Source organism: Streptomyces sp. NPDC014676 (assembly GCF_043084105.1).
Lineage (GTDB): Bacteria > Actinomycetota > Actinomycetes > Streptomycetales > Streptomycetaceae > Streptomyces.
In genome coordinates this window covers 413,145-427,907 of sequence record NZ_JBIBZI010000002.1, presented here as the reverse complement: position 1 = coordinate 427,907, position 14,763 = coordinate 413,145, and the positions used below count along the sequence as shown (strand labels likewise).

Annotated in this window: 12 protein-coding genes and 1 pseudogene; 4 read left to right on the top strand and 9 right to left on the bottom strand. The window is 71.2% G+C overall.

Annotated elements, in window-relative coordinates; translation table 11 throughout:
- Positions 1-11: 11 nt before the first annotated feature.
- The 3 genes from ACF1DX_RS06380 to ACF1DX_RS06370 form a co-directional block, all read right to left on the bottom strand.
- Positions 12-743 (bottom strand): Mut7-C RNAse domain-containing protein, encoded by a 732-nt coding sequence (locus ACF1DX_RS06380; protein WP_391790076.1) that lies wholly within the window; start codon positions 741-743, stop codon positions 12-14.
- A 13-nt stretch (positions 744-756) separates the two neighbouring features.
- Positions 757-1,410 carry a TetR/AcrR family transcriptional regulator gene (locus ACF1DX_RS06375; RefSeq protein WP_391790075.1) on the bottom strand — a complete coding sequence of 218 codons (654 nt, stop codon included), beginning with the start codon at positions 1,408-1,410 and terminating at the stop codon, positions 757-759.
- Between the two features lie 65 nt (positions 1,411-1,475).
- Positions 1,476-2,189: a hemolysin III family protein gene (locus ACF1DX_RS06370; protein ID WP_391790074.1), complete on the bottom strand. Its 714-nt coding sequence runs from the start codon at positions 2,187-2,189 to the stop codon at positions 1,476-1,478.
- A 325-nt stretch (positions 2,190-2,514) separates the two neighbouring features.
- On the opposite strand from ACF1DX_RS06370, the gene ACF1DX_RS06365 reads away from it, so the two are divergent.
- Positions 2,515-4,335: a phosphoenolpyruvate carboxykinase (GTP) gene (locus ACF1DX_RS06365; RefSeq protein ID WP_391790073.1), complete on the top strand. Its 1,821-nt coding sequence runs from the start codon at positions 2,515-2,517 to the stop codon at positions 4,333-4,335.
- Between the two features lie 190 nt (positions 4,336-4,525).
- On the opposite strand, the gene ACF1DX_RS06360 is transcribed toward ACF1DX_RS06365, so the two are convergent.
- The 4 genes from ACF1DX_RS06360 to ACF1DX_RS06345 are packed head-to-tail and all read right to left on the bottom strand — an operon-like array spanning position 4,526 to position 8,908.
- Positions 4,526-5,119, bottom strand: coding sequence for a hypothetical protein (locus ACF1DX_RS06360; RefSeq protein ID WP_391790072.1), 594 nt, complete (start codon positions 5,117-5,119; stop codon positions 4,526-4,528).
- Positions 5,106-6,644, bottom strand: coding sequence for a substrate-binding domain-containing protein (locus tag ACF1DX_RS06355; RefSeq protein ID WP_391790071.1), 1,539 nt, complete (start codon positions 6,642-6,644; stop codon positions 5,106-5,108). The genes ACF1DX_RS06360 and ACF1DX_RS06355 overlap by 14 nt, the downstream gene beginning before the upstream one ends.
- On the bottom strand, positions 6,641-7,816 hold the full coding sequence (locus ACF1DX_RS06350) for a toxic anion resistance protein (RefSeq protein ID WP_391790070.1): 1,176 nt from the start codon (positions 7,814-7,816) through the stop codon (positions 6,641-6,643). The genes ACF1DX_RS06355 and ACF1DX_RS06350 overlap by 4 nt, the downstream gene beginning before the upstream one ends.
- Positions 7,817-7,831: 15 nt before the next feature.
- Positions 7,832-8,908 carry a hypothetical protein gene (locus ACF1DX_RS06345; RefSeq protein ID WP_391790069.1) on the bottom strand — a complete coding sequence of 359 codons (1,077 nt, stop codon included), beginning with the start codon at positions 8,906-8,908 and terminating at the stop codon, positions 7,832-7,834.
- Positions 8,909-9,029: 121 nt separating this feature from the next.
- Here ACF1DX_RS06345 and ACF1DX_RS06340 point away from each other — a divergent pair.
- From ACF1DX_RS06340 to ACF1DX_RS06330, 3 genes and pseudogenes are all read left to right on the top strand, one after another.
- Positions 9,030-9,168 (top strand): annotated as a pseudogene (locus ACF1DX_RS06340) (DUF397 domain-containing protein); the annotation flags it as partial.
- A 325-nt stretch (positions 9,169-9,493) separates the two neighbouring features.
- On the top strand, positions 9,494-11,227 hold the full coding sequence (locus ACF1DX_RS06335) for an Ig-like domain repeat protein (protein ID WP_391790068.1): 1,734 nt from the start codon (positions 9,494-9,496) through the stop codon (positions 11,225-11,227).
- Between the two features lie 354 nt (positions 11,228-11,581).
- The gene (locus ACF1DX_RS06330; RefSeq protein WP_391790067.1) at positions 11,582-12,874 is read left to right on the top strand and encodes a serine hydrolase domain-containing protein; all 1,293 of its coding nucleotides are present in this window, start codon (positions 11,582-11,584) and stop codon (positions 12,872-12,874) included.
- A 159-nt stretch (positions 12,875-13,033) separates the two neighbouring features.
- On the opposite strand, the gene ACF1DX_RS06325 is transcribed toward ACF1DX_RS06330, so the two are convergent.
- Together ACF1DX_RS06325 and ACF1DX_RS06320 are read right to left on the bottom strand one after the other, a co-directional pair.
- The gene (locus ACF1DX_RS06325; RefSeq protein WP_391790066.1) at positions 13,034-13,459 is read right to left on the bottom strand and encodes a hypothetical protein; all 426 of its coding nucleotides are present in this window, start codon (positions 13,457-13,459) and stop codon (positions 13,034-13,036) included.
- A 92-nt stretch (positions 13,460-13,551) separates the two neighbouring features.
- Positions 13,552-14,763 (bottom strand): pyridoxal phosphate-dependent aminotransferase, encoded by a 1,212-nt coding sequence (locus tag ACF1DX_RS06320; RefSeq protein ID WP_391790065.1) that lies wholly within the window; start codon positions 14,761-14,763, stop codon positions 13,552-13,554.

Genomic DNA, 14,763 nt, shown 5'->3' with positions numbered 1-14,763 from the left:
GCGTTACCGCGTCAGCCCCGCTCGGCCCGCGACGCGACCGCCCGCTCCACGATCGCGACCAGTTGCTCGTGATGCGCGCCCTTCCAGTACGCGCGGCCGCACTCCGCGCACTGGGCGAACACGTCGTACGTGCGGTGCGTTCCGCCCCTCAACTGGTCGGCGACCTCGTCCTTGGTGACCTGCCGCAGCAGCCCGTTGCAGGCGGTGCACCGGCTCCACGGCCGCAGTTCGGGCTGGAACCGGTCGAGCACGTAGGTGAGTTGCTCCTCGGGCCGGGTGCTGTAGATGAACGCCCCCGCCCACAGCTCCCGCCGCCGCAGCAGCCCCCGGTCCCGGCTGAGCATCACCCGCCGCTCCGCCGCCGACCGCGCGGCCAGCGCCGGATCGCCGATGTCCGTCGACTCGTACGCCGTGTCCACGCCCAGCAGCCGCAGCCGGCGCGCCAGCGTGCCGAGGTGCACGTCGAGCAGGAAGCGCAGGGGAGCGCCCGGCACCCGCTGGGGGTGTTCGACGGCCCGCACCGTCACCGACTCGCCCGCGGTCGGCACGTGGCCGGCCGGCACCTCGCGGCCGTCCACGAGCAGCGCGCCGACCTCGGTCAGCGGGACTCCGAGGGACTCGACGACGTGGCCGAGGCTGGAGACACCGTCGGTGGCGGCCTTCGTGGCACCGGTGGGCCGTGCCCTGGGGACGAAGAGCAGCAGCTCGGGGGCGAACTCGACGTGGATCTCGGGACCGTTCACCCGCCCAAGGATGTCATGTCCGGTGTCCGCCGCTCCGGGATTTCGCGGTGGGCAGGCCGTGCTCGACCACGTCGAGGGCCCGGTCGACGAGGGCGGCGAGATCGTCGGTGTGGCCGTGTTCGGCCCAGTACGTCGTGGCCTCCAGCAGGCCGCCGAGCAGGGACGTCGTGGCGACCCGCACCTCCAGGCCGTCCGGGTCGAGCCCGGTGCGCGCGGCGATCGCGTCGGCGAGGAGCCGCCCGGTGGCCGACAGGCTCTCCCGCGTCCGGGAGCGCACCGCCGGGATCTCGGCCAGCAGCCTGGCCCGCACCCGTGTCACCTCGGGCTGTTCGGCCATCGCGCGGCGCACGGCCCCGCGCAGCACGTGCCGGACGGAGGCGGGCCAGGGTTCGCCGGCGGGCCGCTCGGCGAGTGCCGCGGCCATCGGCCGGTCGTACTCGTCCGTGAGGACGATGTCCTCCTTGGCCGGGAAGTAGCGGATGACGGTCGACGGCGACACCTCGGCGCGCTCGGCGATCCGCTCGATCGTCATGGCGTCGTAGCCCCGCTCCCCGATCAGGGCGAAGGCCGCACCGCGGATCGCCTCACGGGTCTTGATCTTCTTCCGCTCGCGCAGCCCCGGTCGGGGCGGGTCGGCGGGGGTGAGGGGGGAGGGTGCGGCCTTCATGACGGCCATTGTCGGCGATCGCCGGCCACCACGGCCGGTACCGGTCCTGCGGCCGGTACCGGTTCCTACGCGTGCTGGTACGCCGCCAGGGAGATGCCGATGTAGTGGGCGATGAAGGCGGCCAGGGTGAGGGAGTGGAAGACCTCGTGGAAGCCGAACCAGCGTGGTGACGGGTTGGGCTTCTTGAGGCCGTAGATCACCCCGCCCGCGCTGTAGAGCAGCCCGCCGGCCACCACCAGGACGAGTACGGTGATGCCGCCCGAGCGCATGAAGTCCGGCAGGAAGAAGACGGCCGCCCAGCCCATCGCGATGTAGCAGGGCGTGTAGAGCCAGCGGGGCGCGCCGACCCAGAACACCCGGAAGACGATCCCGGCGGCCGCCGCCGCCCAGATGCCCCACAGCAGCCACTGCCCCTTGGACTCCGGCAGCAGCAGGATGGTCAGCGGGGTGTAGGTGCCCGCGATGATCAGGAAGATGTTGGCGTGGTCGAGCCGGCGCAGCACCCCGTCCATCCGCGGGCTCCAGTCGCCCCGGTGGTAGAGCGCGCTCACGCCGAACAGCAGACAGGCGGTCAGGGCGTAGACCGCGCAGGCGAGGCGTGCCCGGCTCGAGCCGGCGAAGGCGGTCAGCACCAGTCCGGCGACCAGGGCGGCGGGGAACATGCCCAGGTGCAGCCAGCCGCGGAGCTTGGGCTTGACCGGATGCGGGAGGGAAGTCGCCACCGGACCGCGGCCGTCGGCCGGCGGGTCCGTGGGCGCGTCGGGGGCGAACGCAGTCATGTCTCGCATCGTACCTACGGGACCGTAAGTTATGCCTCCCGGCGGCCGATTGGGTCCGTCGAGTGGCCATCATCTCACGCCGTTCGGCCGGGACGTCACGCAAAGAAATCGTCAGGTGTACCCAACGTGCGCGTAAAAGCCCACGAAAACCGTGGTCATCGTCACGTTGCTCACCTGTGCGGCCCTCTGGACAGATGGGCGCTCTCATCGGATGATCAAATGAGTGCGGTCGACACCGGATGAGCGCGCAGCGCACCACCGCGCAGCATCCGGGTCGCAGCCCCCACGGGGCCTCCCAACAAAAAACCCTCATTTAGGAGCAATCGTGGCGCGCGACATCGCGGAACCCGGCGTCCCCACCACCCACCAGGGACTGATCTCCTGGGTCGACGAGATCGCAGACCTGACGCAGCCGGACCGGGTGGTCTGGTGCGACGGCTCGGAGGCCGAGTACGAACGCCTGTGCGAAGAGCTCGTCGCCAAGGGCACCTTCCGCCCACTCGACCCGGTCAAGCGCCCCAACTCCTACTACGCGGCCTCCGACCCCACCGACGTCGCCCGCGTCGAGGACCGGACCTTCATCTGCTCCGAGAAGGAGGAGGACGCCGGTCCGACCAACCACTGGAAGGCCCCCGCCGAGATGCGGGAGATCTTCCGGGGCGACAAGGGCGTCTTCCGCGGCTCGATGAGGGGCCGCACCCTGTACGTCGTGCCCTTCTGCATGGGCCCGCTCGGCTCGCCGCTGTCCGCCATCGGCGTCGAGATCACCGACTCCGCGTACGTCGCCGTCTCCATGCGCACCATGACCCGGATGGGTCAGCCGGTCCTGGACGAGCTCGGCTCCGACGGCTTCTTCGTCAAGGCCGTGCACTCCGTCGGCGCCCCGCTGGAGCCCGGCCAGGAGGACGTCCCCTGGCCCTGCAACAGCACCAAGTACATCTCCCACTTCCCCGAGGACCGCGAGATCTGGTCCTACGGCTCCGGCTACGGCGGCAACGCCCTGCTCGGCAAGAAGTGCTACGCCCTGCGCATCGCCTCCGTCATGGCCCGCGACGAGGGCTGGCTGGCCGAGCACATGCTCATCCTGAAGCTCACCCCGCCCACCGGTGAGTCGAAGTACGTCGCCGCCGCCTTCCCGTCCGCCTGCGGCAAGACCAACCTCGCCATGCTGGAGCCCACGATCTCCGGCTGGACGGTCGAGACGATCGGCGACGACATCGCCTGGATGCGCTTCGGCGAGGACGGCCGCCTGTACGCCATCAACCCCGAGGCCGGCTTCTTCGGCGTCGCCCCCGGTACGGGTGAGCACACCAACGCCAACGCCATGAAGACCCTGTGGGGCAACTCGGTCTTCACCAACGTCGCCCTCACCGACGACGGCGACGTGTGGTGGGAGGGCATGACCGAGGAGACCCCCGCCCACCTCACCGACTGGAAGGGCAACGACTGGACCCCCGAGTCCGGCACGCCCGCCGCGCACCCCAACGCCCGCTTCACCACCCCGGCCGCCCAGTGCCCGATCATCGCGCCGGAGTGGGAGGACCCCAAGGGTGTGCCGATCTCCGCGATCCTCTTCGGCGGGCGCCGCGCCAGCGCCGTACCGCTGGTGACGGAGTCCTTCGACTGGAACCACGGCGTCTTCCTCGGCGCCAACGTGGCCTCCGAGAAGACCGCCGCCGCCGAGGGCAAGGTCGGCGAGCTGCGCCGCGACCCGTTCGCCATGCTGCCGTTCTGCGGCTACAACATGGGCGACTACATGGCGCACTGGATCGACGTGGCCAAGGACAAGGACCAGTCCAAGCTGCCGAAGATCTACTACGTCAACTGGTTCCGCAAGAACGACGACGGCAAGTTCGTCTGGCCCGGCTTCGGTGAGAACTCCCGCGTCCTGAAGTGGATCGTCGAACGCCTGGACGGCAAGGCGGAGGGCGTCGAGACCCCGATCGGCGTGCTGCCGGCCAAGGGCGCGCTGGACACCGAAGGCCTGGACCTCTCCGACGCCGACCTGGACTTCCTGCTCACCGTCGACAAGGACGTGTGGCGCGAGGAGGCCGCCCTGGTCCCCGACCACCTGAACACCTTCGGCGACCACACGCCCAAGGAGCTGTGGGACCAGTACCACGCGCTGGTGAAGCGCCTGGGCTGACGCCCGCACAGACCCCGCGGCCGGTCGCCACTCGGTTTGAGGATGCCCTGACCAGCGATCGTCACGCCACGACCGGCCGCGGAACACACCGGCGAGGCCCGCACAACGGCGTGCGGGCCATGGGGCCTGTCGTCCCCTCCCCGCCCGCCCCGGCGGTGAGACCGACGACAGGCCCTCGCCCATGCCGGTCTCACGGGGACCGGTCCTCCAGGTACCGGGTGTGCGACTCCTGCCGCCGCGCCTCCGTCTCCCGCAGGCCCTGCGCCAGCCGCTCCGCCTCCGCGTGCAGCAGTTCCAGCTGACGCACCAGGTGCTCCTCCGGAGGCACCTGCCCGGGTGCCAGCCGCGTCCACCAGCGGGTCCGTGCGTAGACGTCGACGGCCTCCGGCACGTCCTGCCGCACGGCCCGGGACAGGGTGTGCACGGCGTCCGGGTCCTGGGCGAGGACCTCGGTCACCCACCCCGGGTCCAGCAGCGCGGCCAGCATGTCCGTCAGTTCGGTGAGCCGGTCCGCCGCGGTGGGCGGCAGGTCGACGTCCGCCAGATACTCCCGCAGCCGCCCGAAGTCGGCCCGCACCTCGTCGAGCCGCGCGGACGGGTCCGGGAAGGCGGGCGGCGCGGGCCGCTCGGGCGGGGCGATCAGCGCGCCCACCCCGTACAGCCCGGCCACCACGACCGGCCAGTACGGTCCCGCCACGCCCGTGAACGTCAGCACCAGCCCCGCCAGCCCGCCCACGCACCCGGCGATGTTCTTGCGGGACTCCACGTACCTACTGATAGCCACGGATCTCCTCGAACGCCCCGTCCAGCGAACCCTGCCCGTCGAACAGCCGGCCGCCGGTCAGCTCCGCGATGTGCTCCAGCTCGGCCCGGTCGGAGTCGCCGAACAGGATGGGGAAGACGGGGATGTCCTGCCGCTCGCGGGACAGCCCCGCATAGAAGGCGTCGAAGTCACCGGCGCCGTCGCCCGCCGTGTTCTCGCCGTCCGTCATCAGCACGATCGACGTGAACGTGTCCTCACCGCCGCCCAGATGGTCGTACGCCTTCCGCAGGGACGTGTAGATCGCGGTGTCGCCCTCGGCCCGCAGCTCCCGCGTGTCCCGGCGGATCGCGGCGATCCCCCGCCGCGGATCGTCGGGGCGCACGACATGGGTGCGCACGCTCTTCACGTCCGTGCCGAACGGCATCAGGGTGACCTCCTCCCGGTCGCGGAAGTCGTCGGTGAGGCCGGTGAGGGCCTGCTTCAGCCGGTCGATCCGCTCGCCCTCCATCGAGCCGGAGGTGTCGAGGACGTACACCGTCCGGGAGGGGCGGCGCAGCTGGTTCTCGTACGCGTCGAGCAGCCCGTCGGCGACCGAACGGCTGCCGGGGAAGGGCAGTTCGCGCCTGCGGCCGGTGTCCAGTCCGGCCGCGGGTTCCACCGAGGCGACGACCGGGCGGCGCAGTGTGCGGTCGGTGATCAGCCGCTGCACGGCGTCCGAGCGCAGCGCCTCGGTCACCCGGCGCACGTCGTCGCGGGTGGCCGCGCCGGTGGAGGCGAGGGAGGAGAGCGGATAGTCGGCGGTGACCACCCCGTCCTTCGGGCGGATCACCGTCAGGCCCTTGAAGCCCTTGAGGACGGACTCGTAGTTGAGGAGCGCGTCGACGTCACCGCGGCGGTTGTACGCGCCGGCCAGCCAGCCCGACGAACCCGAGGTGAGCTTCTGCCCCGCGAAGAACCCCTTCAGCCGCGGCGTCGCCTTCGTCACGTCGGCGTCGGTGAGCGCGGACTGCGCGCCGGAGAGCGCCGAGGCGACGGAGATCAGCGTGGAGAAACCGGAGTTGGAGCGGGTCGGGTCGGTCATGCCGTAGGTGAGCCCGTCGTCCCGGACGGCCCGCTCGATCGCGGACCAGGTGACGTCCTCGGGGTTCCAGCCCAGCTCCTCGACGACGGCGGACCGCACGCCGATGGCGACCGGGCTGGACATCACGGGCGTCTCCGAGACGATCTTCTCCGCCGCCTCCGGGCGCAGCCGCAGATAGTCGTTGGAGGACAGCCACACGGCGTCGTACCGGCCGTCCGTCTTCCCCGTGGCCAGCATGTCCACGGCGTCGAGCGTGCCCATGTAGGTCGGCCGGACGGTGACGCCGGTGTCCTTCTCGACCCGTTCGAGGACCGGGGTCATGTCGCTGAGTTCGCTGGAGGCCAGCACCCGCAGCGTGCCCGGCGCTGCGGCCTGCGGGTCGGCCTCCTTCTCTTGCCCGGCGGTGCACGCGCTCAGCAGGACCGTGCCGGCGGCGAGCAGCGCGGCCAGGGACCGTCGTCTCATCCGAGGCCCCCTTCCAGCGCACCCTGTGACCGGCTGCGCTCCAAGTAGGTACTCGCGTGCTGGAGTTCGGAGGTCAGGTTCTCCACCGTCGCCGCCATCGCCTCGGTCGCCCGCACCTTGTAGGTGTCGATGGCGTCGAGGGTGCGGTAGATCTGCTGGAACGCGGTGCGCAGGGTCTCGGCCCCGACCGCCGGGTCGGCGGCGATGCGCTGGATCTCCCCGCTCTGCGTCGCCAGCATCTCCGCGTTGCCCCGGATCAGCTCCTCGGTGGTCCCGCGCAACGCGTCGACCTGCTCGACGACCTTCTTCTGGTGGTCGAGCGCGGACGCCAGCATCACGGAGATCCGCAGCGCCGACACGGTCGTCGTGGCCGCCCGGTCCACGCCCTTGATCAGCTCGTCGTTGTTGCGCCGTACGACGTCCATGGCGAGGTAGCCCTGCGCGCACACGGCGAGCTGGGTGAGCAGGTCCTGGTGCTTCTGCCGGACGGGGAAGAGGACGTCGGCACGGAGCGAGTCGGCCTGTGCGGGATCGGTGGTCTCCACGCCCGCGATGTGCCGCTCCACGGCCGTGTCCAGGGCCTCGGTCAGGACGACGTACTCCTGGAGCTTGCCCATGGTCTCCCACAGGTGGACCCGCTCCGTCTGCAACGCGGCGTTGTCGCGACGCAGTTCGTCCTGCCCGCCGCGCAGCGCGCCCACGATGCCGTTCAGGGTGCCCTGCGCGGAGGCGTACTTGGCGACGTGGTCGCGCAGCTTGTTGCCGCCGGGCAGCCGGGAGAGGAACTTGCGGCCCTTGCCCGTGGGCAGGTCCCGGGGGTCCAGGTCCTCGACCACGCGCCGCAGCTCCACGAGCGACCCGGCGACCTTGGACTGGGCGTCGCCGCCCTTGTCGGGCAGGCTCCGGACCGTGCGTTCCAGCATGCGGTTGGACTGCGCGGTGGCGGCGCGCATCTCGCCGGCGCCCAGAGCGGTGATCTCCCCGACCTTGCCCGCGAACTCGGGCGAGCGGGCGTCCAGGGCGGCCAGCCCCTCGACGTACGCGGCGGCCTTGGCCGCCATGCCGGCGCGTACGCCGTCGTCGACGGGCACGAGCCCGCCGGCCTTCTCCCGGGGCACGGGCGTGACGGCCTCGGGCGGTGTGAGGAAGAAGTCGCCTTCAGTGGTGCTCACTTGCTGTCGTCCCCCTTATCCGCGCGCCCGTCGCGCCAGCTCGTGCAGCACCGCGGAGGTGGGCACGGGCGCCTGGCGGACGCCGGTCAGTCGTTGCTTGAGGTAGGCGGTGCGCCCCACGGCGGCCGCCGCGAACTCGGCGGCGTCGCCCTGCGGGCGGAAACCGTGCCGGATGGCCAGCGTGCGCAACGCCGGGTCGGTGCCCAGGAGTCCGGCGATCTTCCGGCCGTTCTCGGTGAACGGGACGACGGTGTGGTCGCTGTTGACCGTGGTGTCCGGGTAGAGGACGGAGAGGTCGTCCGCGTTCTGCTGCTCGTTGAGGAACGCGGACACCTGGGACTCGTAGACGAGGACGAGCGGGTTGCCGGCCCCGCTGACGAAGTCCCGGAACGCCGCGTCCGTGCCGGTCTGCTGGGCGCCCTGGACGCCGATCAGCTTGCGCAGCAGGGGAGCGGTGCGCCCGATCTCGGCGTCGCTCGCGACCACCTTGCCGCCGTTGGCGACGTAGGAGGCGGCGGCCAGGTACAGCGCGCCGGAGTTGGAGCTCTCCGGGTCGGTGCTGGAGATGTAGAGGGTGCCGGTCAGCTCCCCGTACTTCCCGGCCCCCTCGAGCTGCTGCCAGGTGCGGTCGTGCTCGGCCGCGTCGAGGTAGGCGGCCATCTTCAGAGTGCCCGGGTTCTCCTCGTCGAGCACGGCCAGCCCGTTGGCGGCCAGCACCTCGGCGGCCCCGCGACGGGCCACGACGACGAGGGGCGAGTAGAACGGGCGCGGGAGCATTCCCCGCACCTCGTACTTCTCGGCCAGTTCGGCGGCGGGCGCCCGGCTGGACGGGAAGGCGAGGTCGTACCCCTCCAGATCCAGCCCTTCCATGGCCCAGGACCCGGAGGTCTCGGCCTCGACGGTGTAGCCCTTGGCGGCGAGGGCCTCCACCACGTCCGGATCGGCGAAGAACTCGGCCTTCTCCGATCCGATCACCATGCGCACGGTCTTCGTTGCCGTGCCCGTCTCCTCGCTGTCCCGGCCCGCGACGACGGCGGCCGCCACGCCGGCCGTCAGCAGTACCGCGAGGACGATTCCCATAATCCGTCTCACGCCCGGAGCATCCCTGCGGAATCCAACGTTCCCGAGCGGCCCAGGTGAACGAAGGGTGTCCGAGCCATACCGGTATGCAACGGGAACCGGCCACTCCGGGCGGCTCGGGCAGCGCACGCGCGACGGCGACGGCGGCAACTGCGCCGAGGTCTTGCGCCGCCCGCACCGCCGTAGTCCCCGCCCGCGACTCCAAGGTCCCCCACGGCCCGGTCCTCACCATCACGGCAGGGGCCTGGACGTCGTTCGTCACGTCCCTCAAGCAGGTGCCGAGCGTGCCTTCCCTCCCCGTCACGTCCCTCAAGCAGCCCAGGATCAGTGCTGGTTCATCGGGCGGACGGCCGCCGGATCGCAACGCTTCGGACAGGCCGGTCGGCCGGTTGAAGGAGGGTCTCGACAACGGCGGCCAATGACAGCGCCGTTCCCGCGTGCGGCCGACGCGGCGCCACGCCGCCGGAAACCTGCCGCGATGCGCGATGTGCCGGTGTACGCTCCCGATCTTGTACGACCCGAACGGCTGTTCCCCGTTCCATGGTTGGGGGGTGGCTTTCCCGTACGGGTCGCCGACACAGCCTGTGGGGGGCACAGTTGAATACAGCACACCGTCCCGGACGCCTCGCGGCCACCGTTCTCGCCGCCGCACTCGCCGGGACCGGACTCACCGTCGCCGTCGCGCCCGCGGCGCACGCGGCCACCGCCGACGCCGTCGCCAAACTGCCGTTCACCACGTACTCGGCGCTGGCCGTCGACAACGTCCACCAGCGCGTCTTCCTCGCCGACGCCGCCGTGGGCTCCAGCTCCAACTACGGCCGGATCGCCGTCTACACCTTCCAGGGCGAGCGGATCTCCACCATCAACACCGATTACCACGTCTCCGGCCTGGCGCTCAGTGCCGACGCGAGCACGCTCTACGTCGGTGAGCGCTACCGGATCTCCGCGTACGACACCACCACGCTGACCCTCAAGAGCGTGCCCAACGCGCCCTCCGACAACTGCGGCCGCGAGGTCGTCGTCGCCGGCGGCAAGCCGTACTACACCTCGCAGTACACCGACTACCTGTCCCAGTGCGCCACGGCCACGTCGACCGTGGACACGATCGTCAACGGCGGCTGGCAGCGCACCGGCTGGAACGACTCCGGCAAGCTCCTGCTGGAGGGCGGCCCGAACGACACGTTCGTGATGGGTCAGGGGGTGCTCAACTCCTCGGCGCCCAACCCGTTCGTCAGTGTCTTCGACGGCAGCGGAGAGACCCCTGTACGGAACGCCACCCGCCGGTTCGCCGACAGCGCGGGCAACGGCGCCCTGAACCTGAAGGACATCGCCGTCTCCCCGGACGGCACGAAGGTCGCCCTCGCCGACGCCTCCGCCGGCACCCGGCTGCTGAACACCGGCGACCTGTCGGACGACGCGAACGGCTACCAGGCCCTGCCCGCGGGCGCCACCGCCAGCTCGGTCGCCTTCAGCGGCGACGGAAAGTACGTGGCACGCGGCGCCTCGGCCACCGGCGCCACCCCCGACCTGCTGGTCCAGCCCGCCGACCCGGCCGATTCGACCGCGCCGCTGGAGTTCGTCTTCGAGGGCAGCCAGGACGGCGACCGCGTCGTGCCGCGCGGCACGGAATGGTCCGCCGACGGCTCCCGGCTCTTCGCGGTCACCACCAACGCGGCCGGCAACCAGTTCTGGCTGCACATCATCCAGCCCCCCGCCGTCCAGTACGACGTCCGCCTCGGTGAAACGCTGACCCACAGCCCCGCCCGGGCCGTCGCGGGCGAGCCGCTGTCGGTGCGGGGCCGGCTGGAACACGACGGACCGGCGCCCGCCGAGCCGCTGAAGGTCAAGGCGACCCGCACGGACGCGGACGGCACCCACGACCTGGGCACCTTCACCGTCAAGGAGGACGGCTCCTACACCGTCCTCGACGAGCCCGGCCTGATCGGCGACGCCACCTACACCGTCTCCTACCTCGGCGACCTCACCCACCGCCCGGCCACCGACGTCACCCACACGGTGTCCGTCGGCAAGGGGGCCAGCTCGATCACGCTCACCGCCCCGGCGGAGGCGTCGATGAGCACGGGTGTCCACATCACCGGGACGTTCACCGCGCAGGGCAAGGCGCTGCCGGAGCGGGCCACGCTCAAGGTGGAGCGCACCGACCGGAAGGGGACCGGCACGCTGTCGTCGGTGACGGTCGCCGCCGACGGCACCTTCACCGTCGACGACCTGCCGCGCACCCGGCGCGAGACGACCTACACGGTGAGCTGGCCCGGCGACGACCTGCACGAGGCGTCCACGGCGTCGGCGACGGTCGACGTCACCCGCTGATCCCGTCGTTCCCGGGAGAGGTCCTCCCGGGACGTCGTCCGGCTGTGCCGGGCGACGATCCGAGTCCCCGGACGGCCCCCTCGGCACGGGCGTCGGCTTCGGTATCCCCGGCCCTCGACCGCGCGTATGCCGTGCGGGACCCCGTGAACCGGCGTCAACCGCGGATCCCGGGACGGGGCAACGGGTGGATGCGTCCTTCAAGTCACCCTTCGTGGCGGCCGGTTGTTCGCGCGCGGGTGGCCGGAGGCCGGTTCTCGATCATTCCCCGGAAGGATGCGAGGGCCGTCCGTTTCTCCTGAAGATGATCTGGATCGATCATCCGTCGGTCCCGAAGGCGATTGAAAGGACAGGAAGTTGCGCATTGCCCGACTTCTCGGAGCCATCCTGGGCACCACGTTGCTGACGACCACCGTCGTCCTCACCCAACCGGCCGTCGCCGGCCCCGGAGGCTCCACGTCCCTGGACGGAACCGCGTTGCGCGACGCGCTGGACGCCGTCCACGAGGCGGGCATGTACGGCGTCTTCTCGTCCGTCCGGGACGGTGGCGAGCGGTGGACCGGGGCGGCGGGTGTCGCGGACGTGGACACCGGCCGCCCGGTCACGCCGGGCATGCGGCAGCGGGTGGGCAGCATCAGCAAGACCTTCACCGCCGTGGGCCTGCTCCAGCAGGCGGAGCGCGGCCGGATCCGGCTCGACGCGCCCGTCTCCGACTACCTGCCGGACCTGATACCCGGGGAGCGCGGACGGCGGATCACCGTACGCATGCTCCTCAACCACACCAGCGGGATCGGCGACTACGTCGCGGGCGCCTTCCCCTCCCTCACCCGGGGCTCGGCGGCCAGCCTCGACGAGGAGCGCTTCCGCTCCGTCAGCCCGCGGGAACTGGTCCGGCTGGGCCTCACGGCCCCCGCGACCGGAAGCCCCGGTTCGGTGCCGGGCACGTACTCCAACACCAACTACGTCATCGCCGGGCTCCTTCTGGAGAAGGTCACCGGCCAGAAGGCCTCCACGTACCTCACCCGCCACGTCATCGACCGGGCCGGGCTGCGTCACACGTACCTGCCGCACACCCCGTACATCAAGGGCCCGCACCCGCGGATGTACGAGTCGTTCTACGGTCTGATCGACCCGCCCCGCGACTACAGCGTCTACGACATGTCGTGGGCGTACACGGCGGGATCGGTCGTCTCCACCACCGACGACCTCAACCGCTTCTACCGCGCCCTGCTCGGCGGGAAGCTGGTCGGCGCGGCGCCCCTCGACGAGATGACGCGCACGGTCCCCGTCTCGGGCATGGACTACGGCCTCGGCATCTACGCCCTGGACCTGCCCTGCGGACGCTTCTGGGGTCACGACGGCGCGGTGTTCGGGGCCGGCACGATCGCGCTGTCCAGCCGGGACGGCAAGCGCCAGATGGCCGTCGCGCAGACCCTGATGAAGTACCAGGAGCTCGACGAGAACGGTGTACCGCAGGTACACCCGATCGACAACGCCCTCGGCGCGTACGTCGTCGGCGCGCTCTGTCCGGCCGACTCCGGGACCGGGGCCGGGAGCCCGGAGGCCCGCCGGGAGCGGCTCGCACGGTTGCCCCGCATCGACGACTCCCCTCTGACCGGCGGTGTCCCGGCCGGCCGTCCGTCCGTCTAGTCCCGCTCGCGAGCCGGCCGGCGTGTCACGGCGGTGGTATGCCCCGCACCGGGCCGCCCGGCCGGGTGGCCCGGCGGAGAGGAAGCGTGGCGCCCGGTCCGCGCGTCGCTGCGGGTGCACGCGGACCGGGGCCGTTCGAGGGGAGCCCGGGAAGAGGGCTCAGTGGGAGGACGTGAGGGTGCGCGGCTGCAGGGCCGCAGTGTGCGCGTCCATCCGCTCGGCGGCGAGGATCGCCGCCGCCGTGTCGGCGCGGGAGGCGGCGACGACCAGGGCGCGGCCGGCGAGCGTGTGCGCCCGCCGGTGCAGGGCCGCCGCGTTCGGCTCGCGGCCCCTCGTGGTCGCCGACGCGCGGGCCGGCGTACGTCCTCCCCGCAGGCGGGTGATCTGCTCGGCGAGCCGCTCGGCCGCGGTGTCCAGATCGGCCGAGGGGGCCGCCACGCGCAGTTCGTCGGTGACGGCGAGCAGTGCGGCGAGATGCCCCGCGAGCTGGATGTCCAGCTCTTCCTCACGGGAGCGGTGGGGGAAGTCGTGGGGGGTGCCGGCCATCGTGCTGTGGACCGACTTGGCACGGATCGGTTCGTACATGGATGGCCTCCTGTGGTGCAGCAGGAAACCATCCTAGCTTAGATTCAGTCTAAAGTTGAGTCGTTCGTAAAAAGGACGTTCGTGAGGATGCCTCAGGGCTGGCCGTAACCGTCCAGGAAGCGGGCGATCCGCCCGACCGCGTCCCGCAGGTCGGTGACCGACGGCAGGGTCACCACCCGGAAGTGGTCCGGCTCCGGCCAGTTGAAGCCGGTGCCCTGGACGACCATGATCTTCTCGCGGCGCAGCAGGTCCAGGACCATCCGCCGGTCGTCCTTGATCTTGAAGACGTCGGGGTCGAGCCGTGGGAAGAGGTACAGCGCCCCCTTCGGCTTCACACAGCTCACGCCCGGGATCTGGGTCAGCAGCTCGTACGCCACATCCCGCTGCTCGCGCAGCCGCCCGCCCGGCAGTACCAGGTCGTTGATCGTCTGGCGTCCGCTGAGCGCCGCGACGACCCCGTGCTGGCCCGGCATGTTCGCGCACAGGCGCATGTTCGCCAGGATCGTCAGGCCCTCGATGTAGGAGTCGGCGTGGGCGCGCGGGCCCGAGATCGACATCCAGCCCACCCGGTAGCCGGCCACCCGGTACGCCTTCGACATGCCGTTGAAGGTGAGGGTGAGCAGGTCGGGGGCGACGGAGGCGGTCGGGATGTGCCGTGCGTCGTCGTAGAGGATCTTGTCGTAGATCTCGTCCGAGCAGACCAGCAGGTTGTGGCGGCGGGCGATGTCCGTCAGACCCTTGATGACCGCCTCGTCGTAGACCGCGCCGGTCGGGTTGTTCGGGTTGATGATCACGATCGCCTTGGTGCGGTCGGTGACCTTGCGCTCCACGTCGGCGAGGTCCGGCATCCAGTCGGACTGCTCGTCGCAGCGGTAGTGCACCGCCGTGCCGCCGGAGAGGGAGACGGCCGCCGTCCACAGCGGGTAGTCGGGCGCGGGGACGAGCACCTCGTCGCCGTCGTCCAGCAGGCCCTGCATCGCCATCACGATCAGCTCGGAGACGCCGTTGCCGATGAAGACGTGTTCGACGTCGGTCTCGATGCCGAGGGTCTGGTTGTGCATGACCACCGCCCGGCGCGCGGCCAGCAGGCCCTTCGCGTCGCCGTAGCCGTGTGCCGTCGACACGTTGCGGAGGATGTCCTCCAGGATCTCGGGCGGGCACTCGAAGCCGAACGCCGCCGGGTTGCCGGTGTTCAGCTTGAGGATGCGGTGACCGGCCGCTTCCAGCCGCATCGCCTCCTCGAGCACCGGGCCCCGGATCTCGTAACAGACGTTGGCGAGCTTGGTCGACTGGATCACCTGCAT

Excerpts from the sequence above, each read along its gene's own strand:
- ACF1DX_RS06355 (WP_391790071.1), bottom strand. The coding sequence starts at position 6,644 with ATGAGACGACGGTCCCTGGCCGCGCTGCTCGCCGCCGGCACGGTCCTG.
- ACF1DX_RS06370 (WP_391790074.1), bottom strand. The coding sequence starts at position 2,189 with ATGACTGCGTTCGCCCCCGACGCGCCCACGGACCCGCCGGCCGACGGC.
- ACF1DX_RS06375 (WP_391790075.1), bottom strand. The coding sequence starts at position 1,410 with ATGAAGGCCGCACCCTCCCCCCTCACCCCCGCCGACCCGCCCCGACCG.
- ACF1DX_RS06320 (WP_391790065.1), bottom strand. The coding sequence starts at position 14,763 with ATGCAGGTGATCCAGTCGACCAAGCTCGCCAACGTCTGTTACGAGATC.
- ACF1DX_RS06325 (WP_391790066.1), bottom strand. The coding sequence starts at position 13,459 with ATGTACGAACCGATCCGTGCCAAGTCGGTCCACAGCACGATGGCCGGC.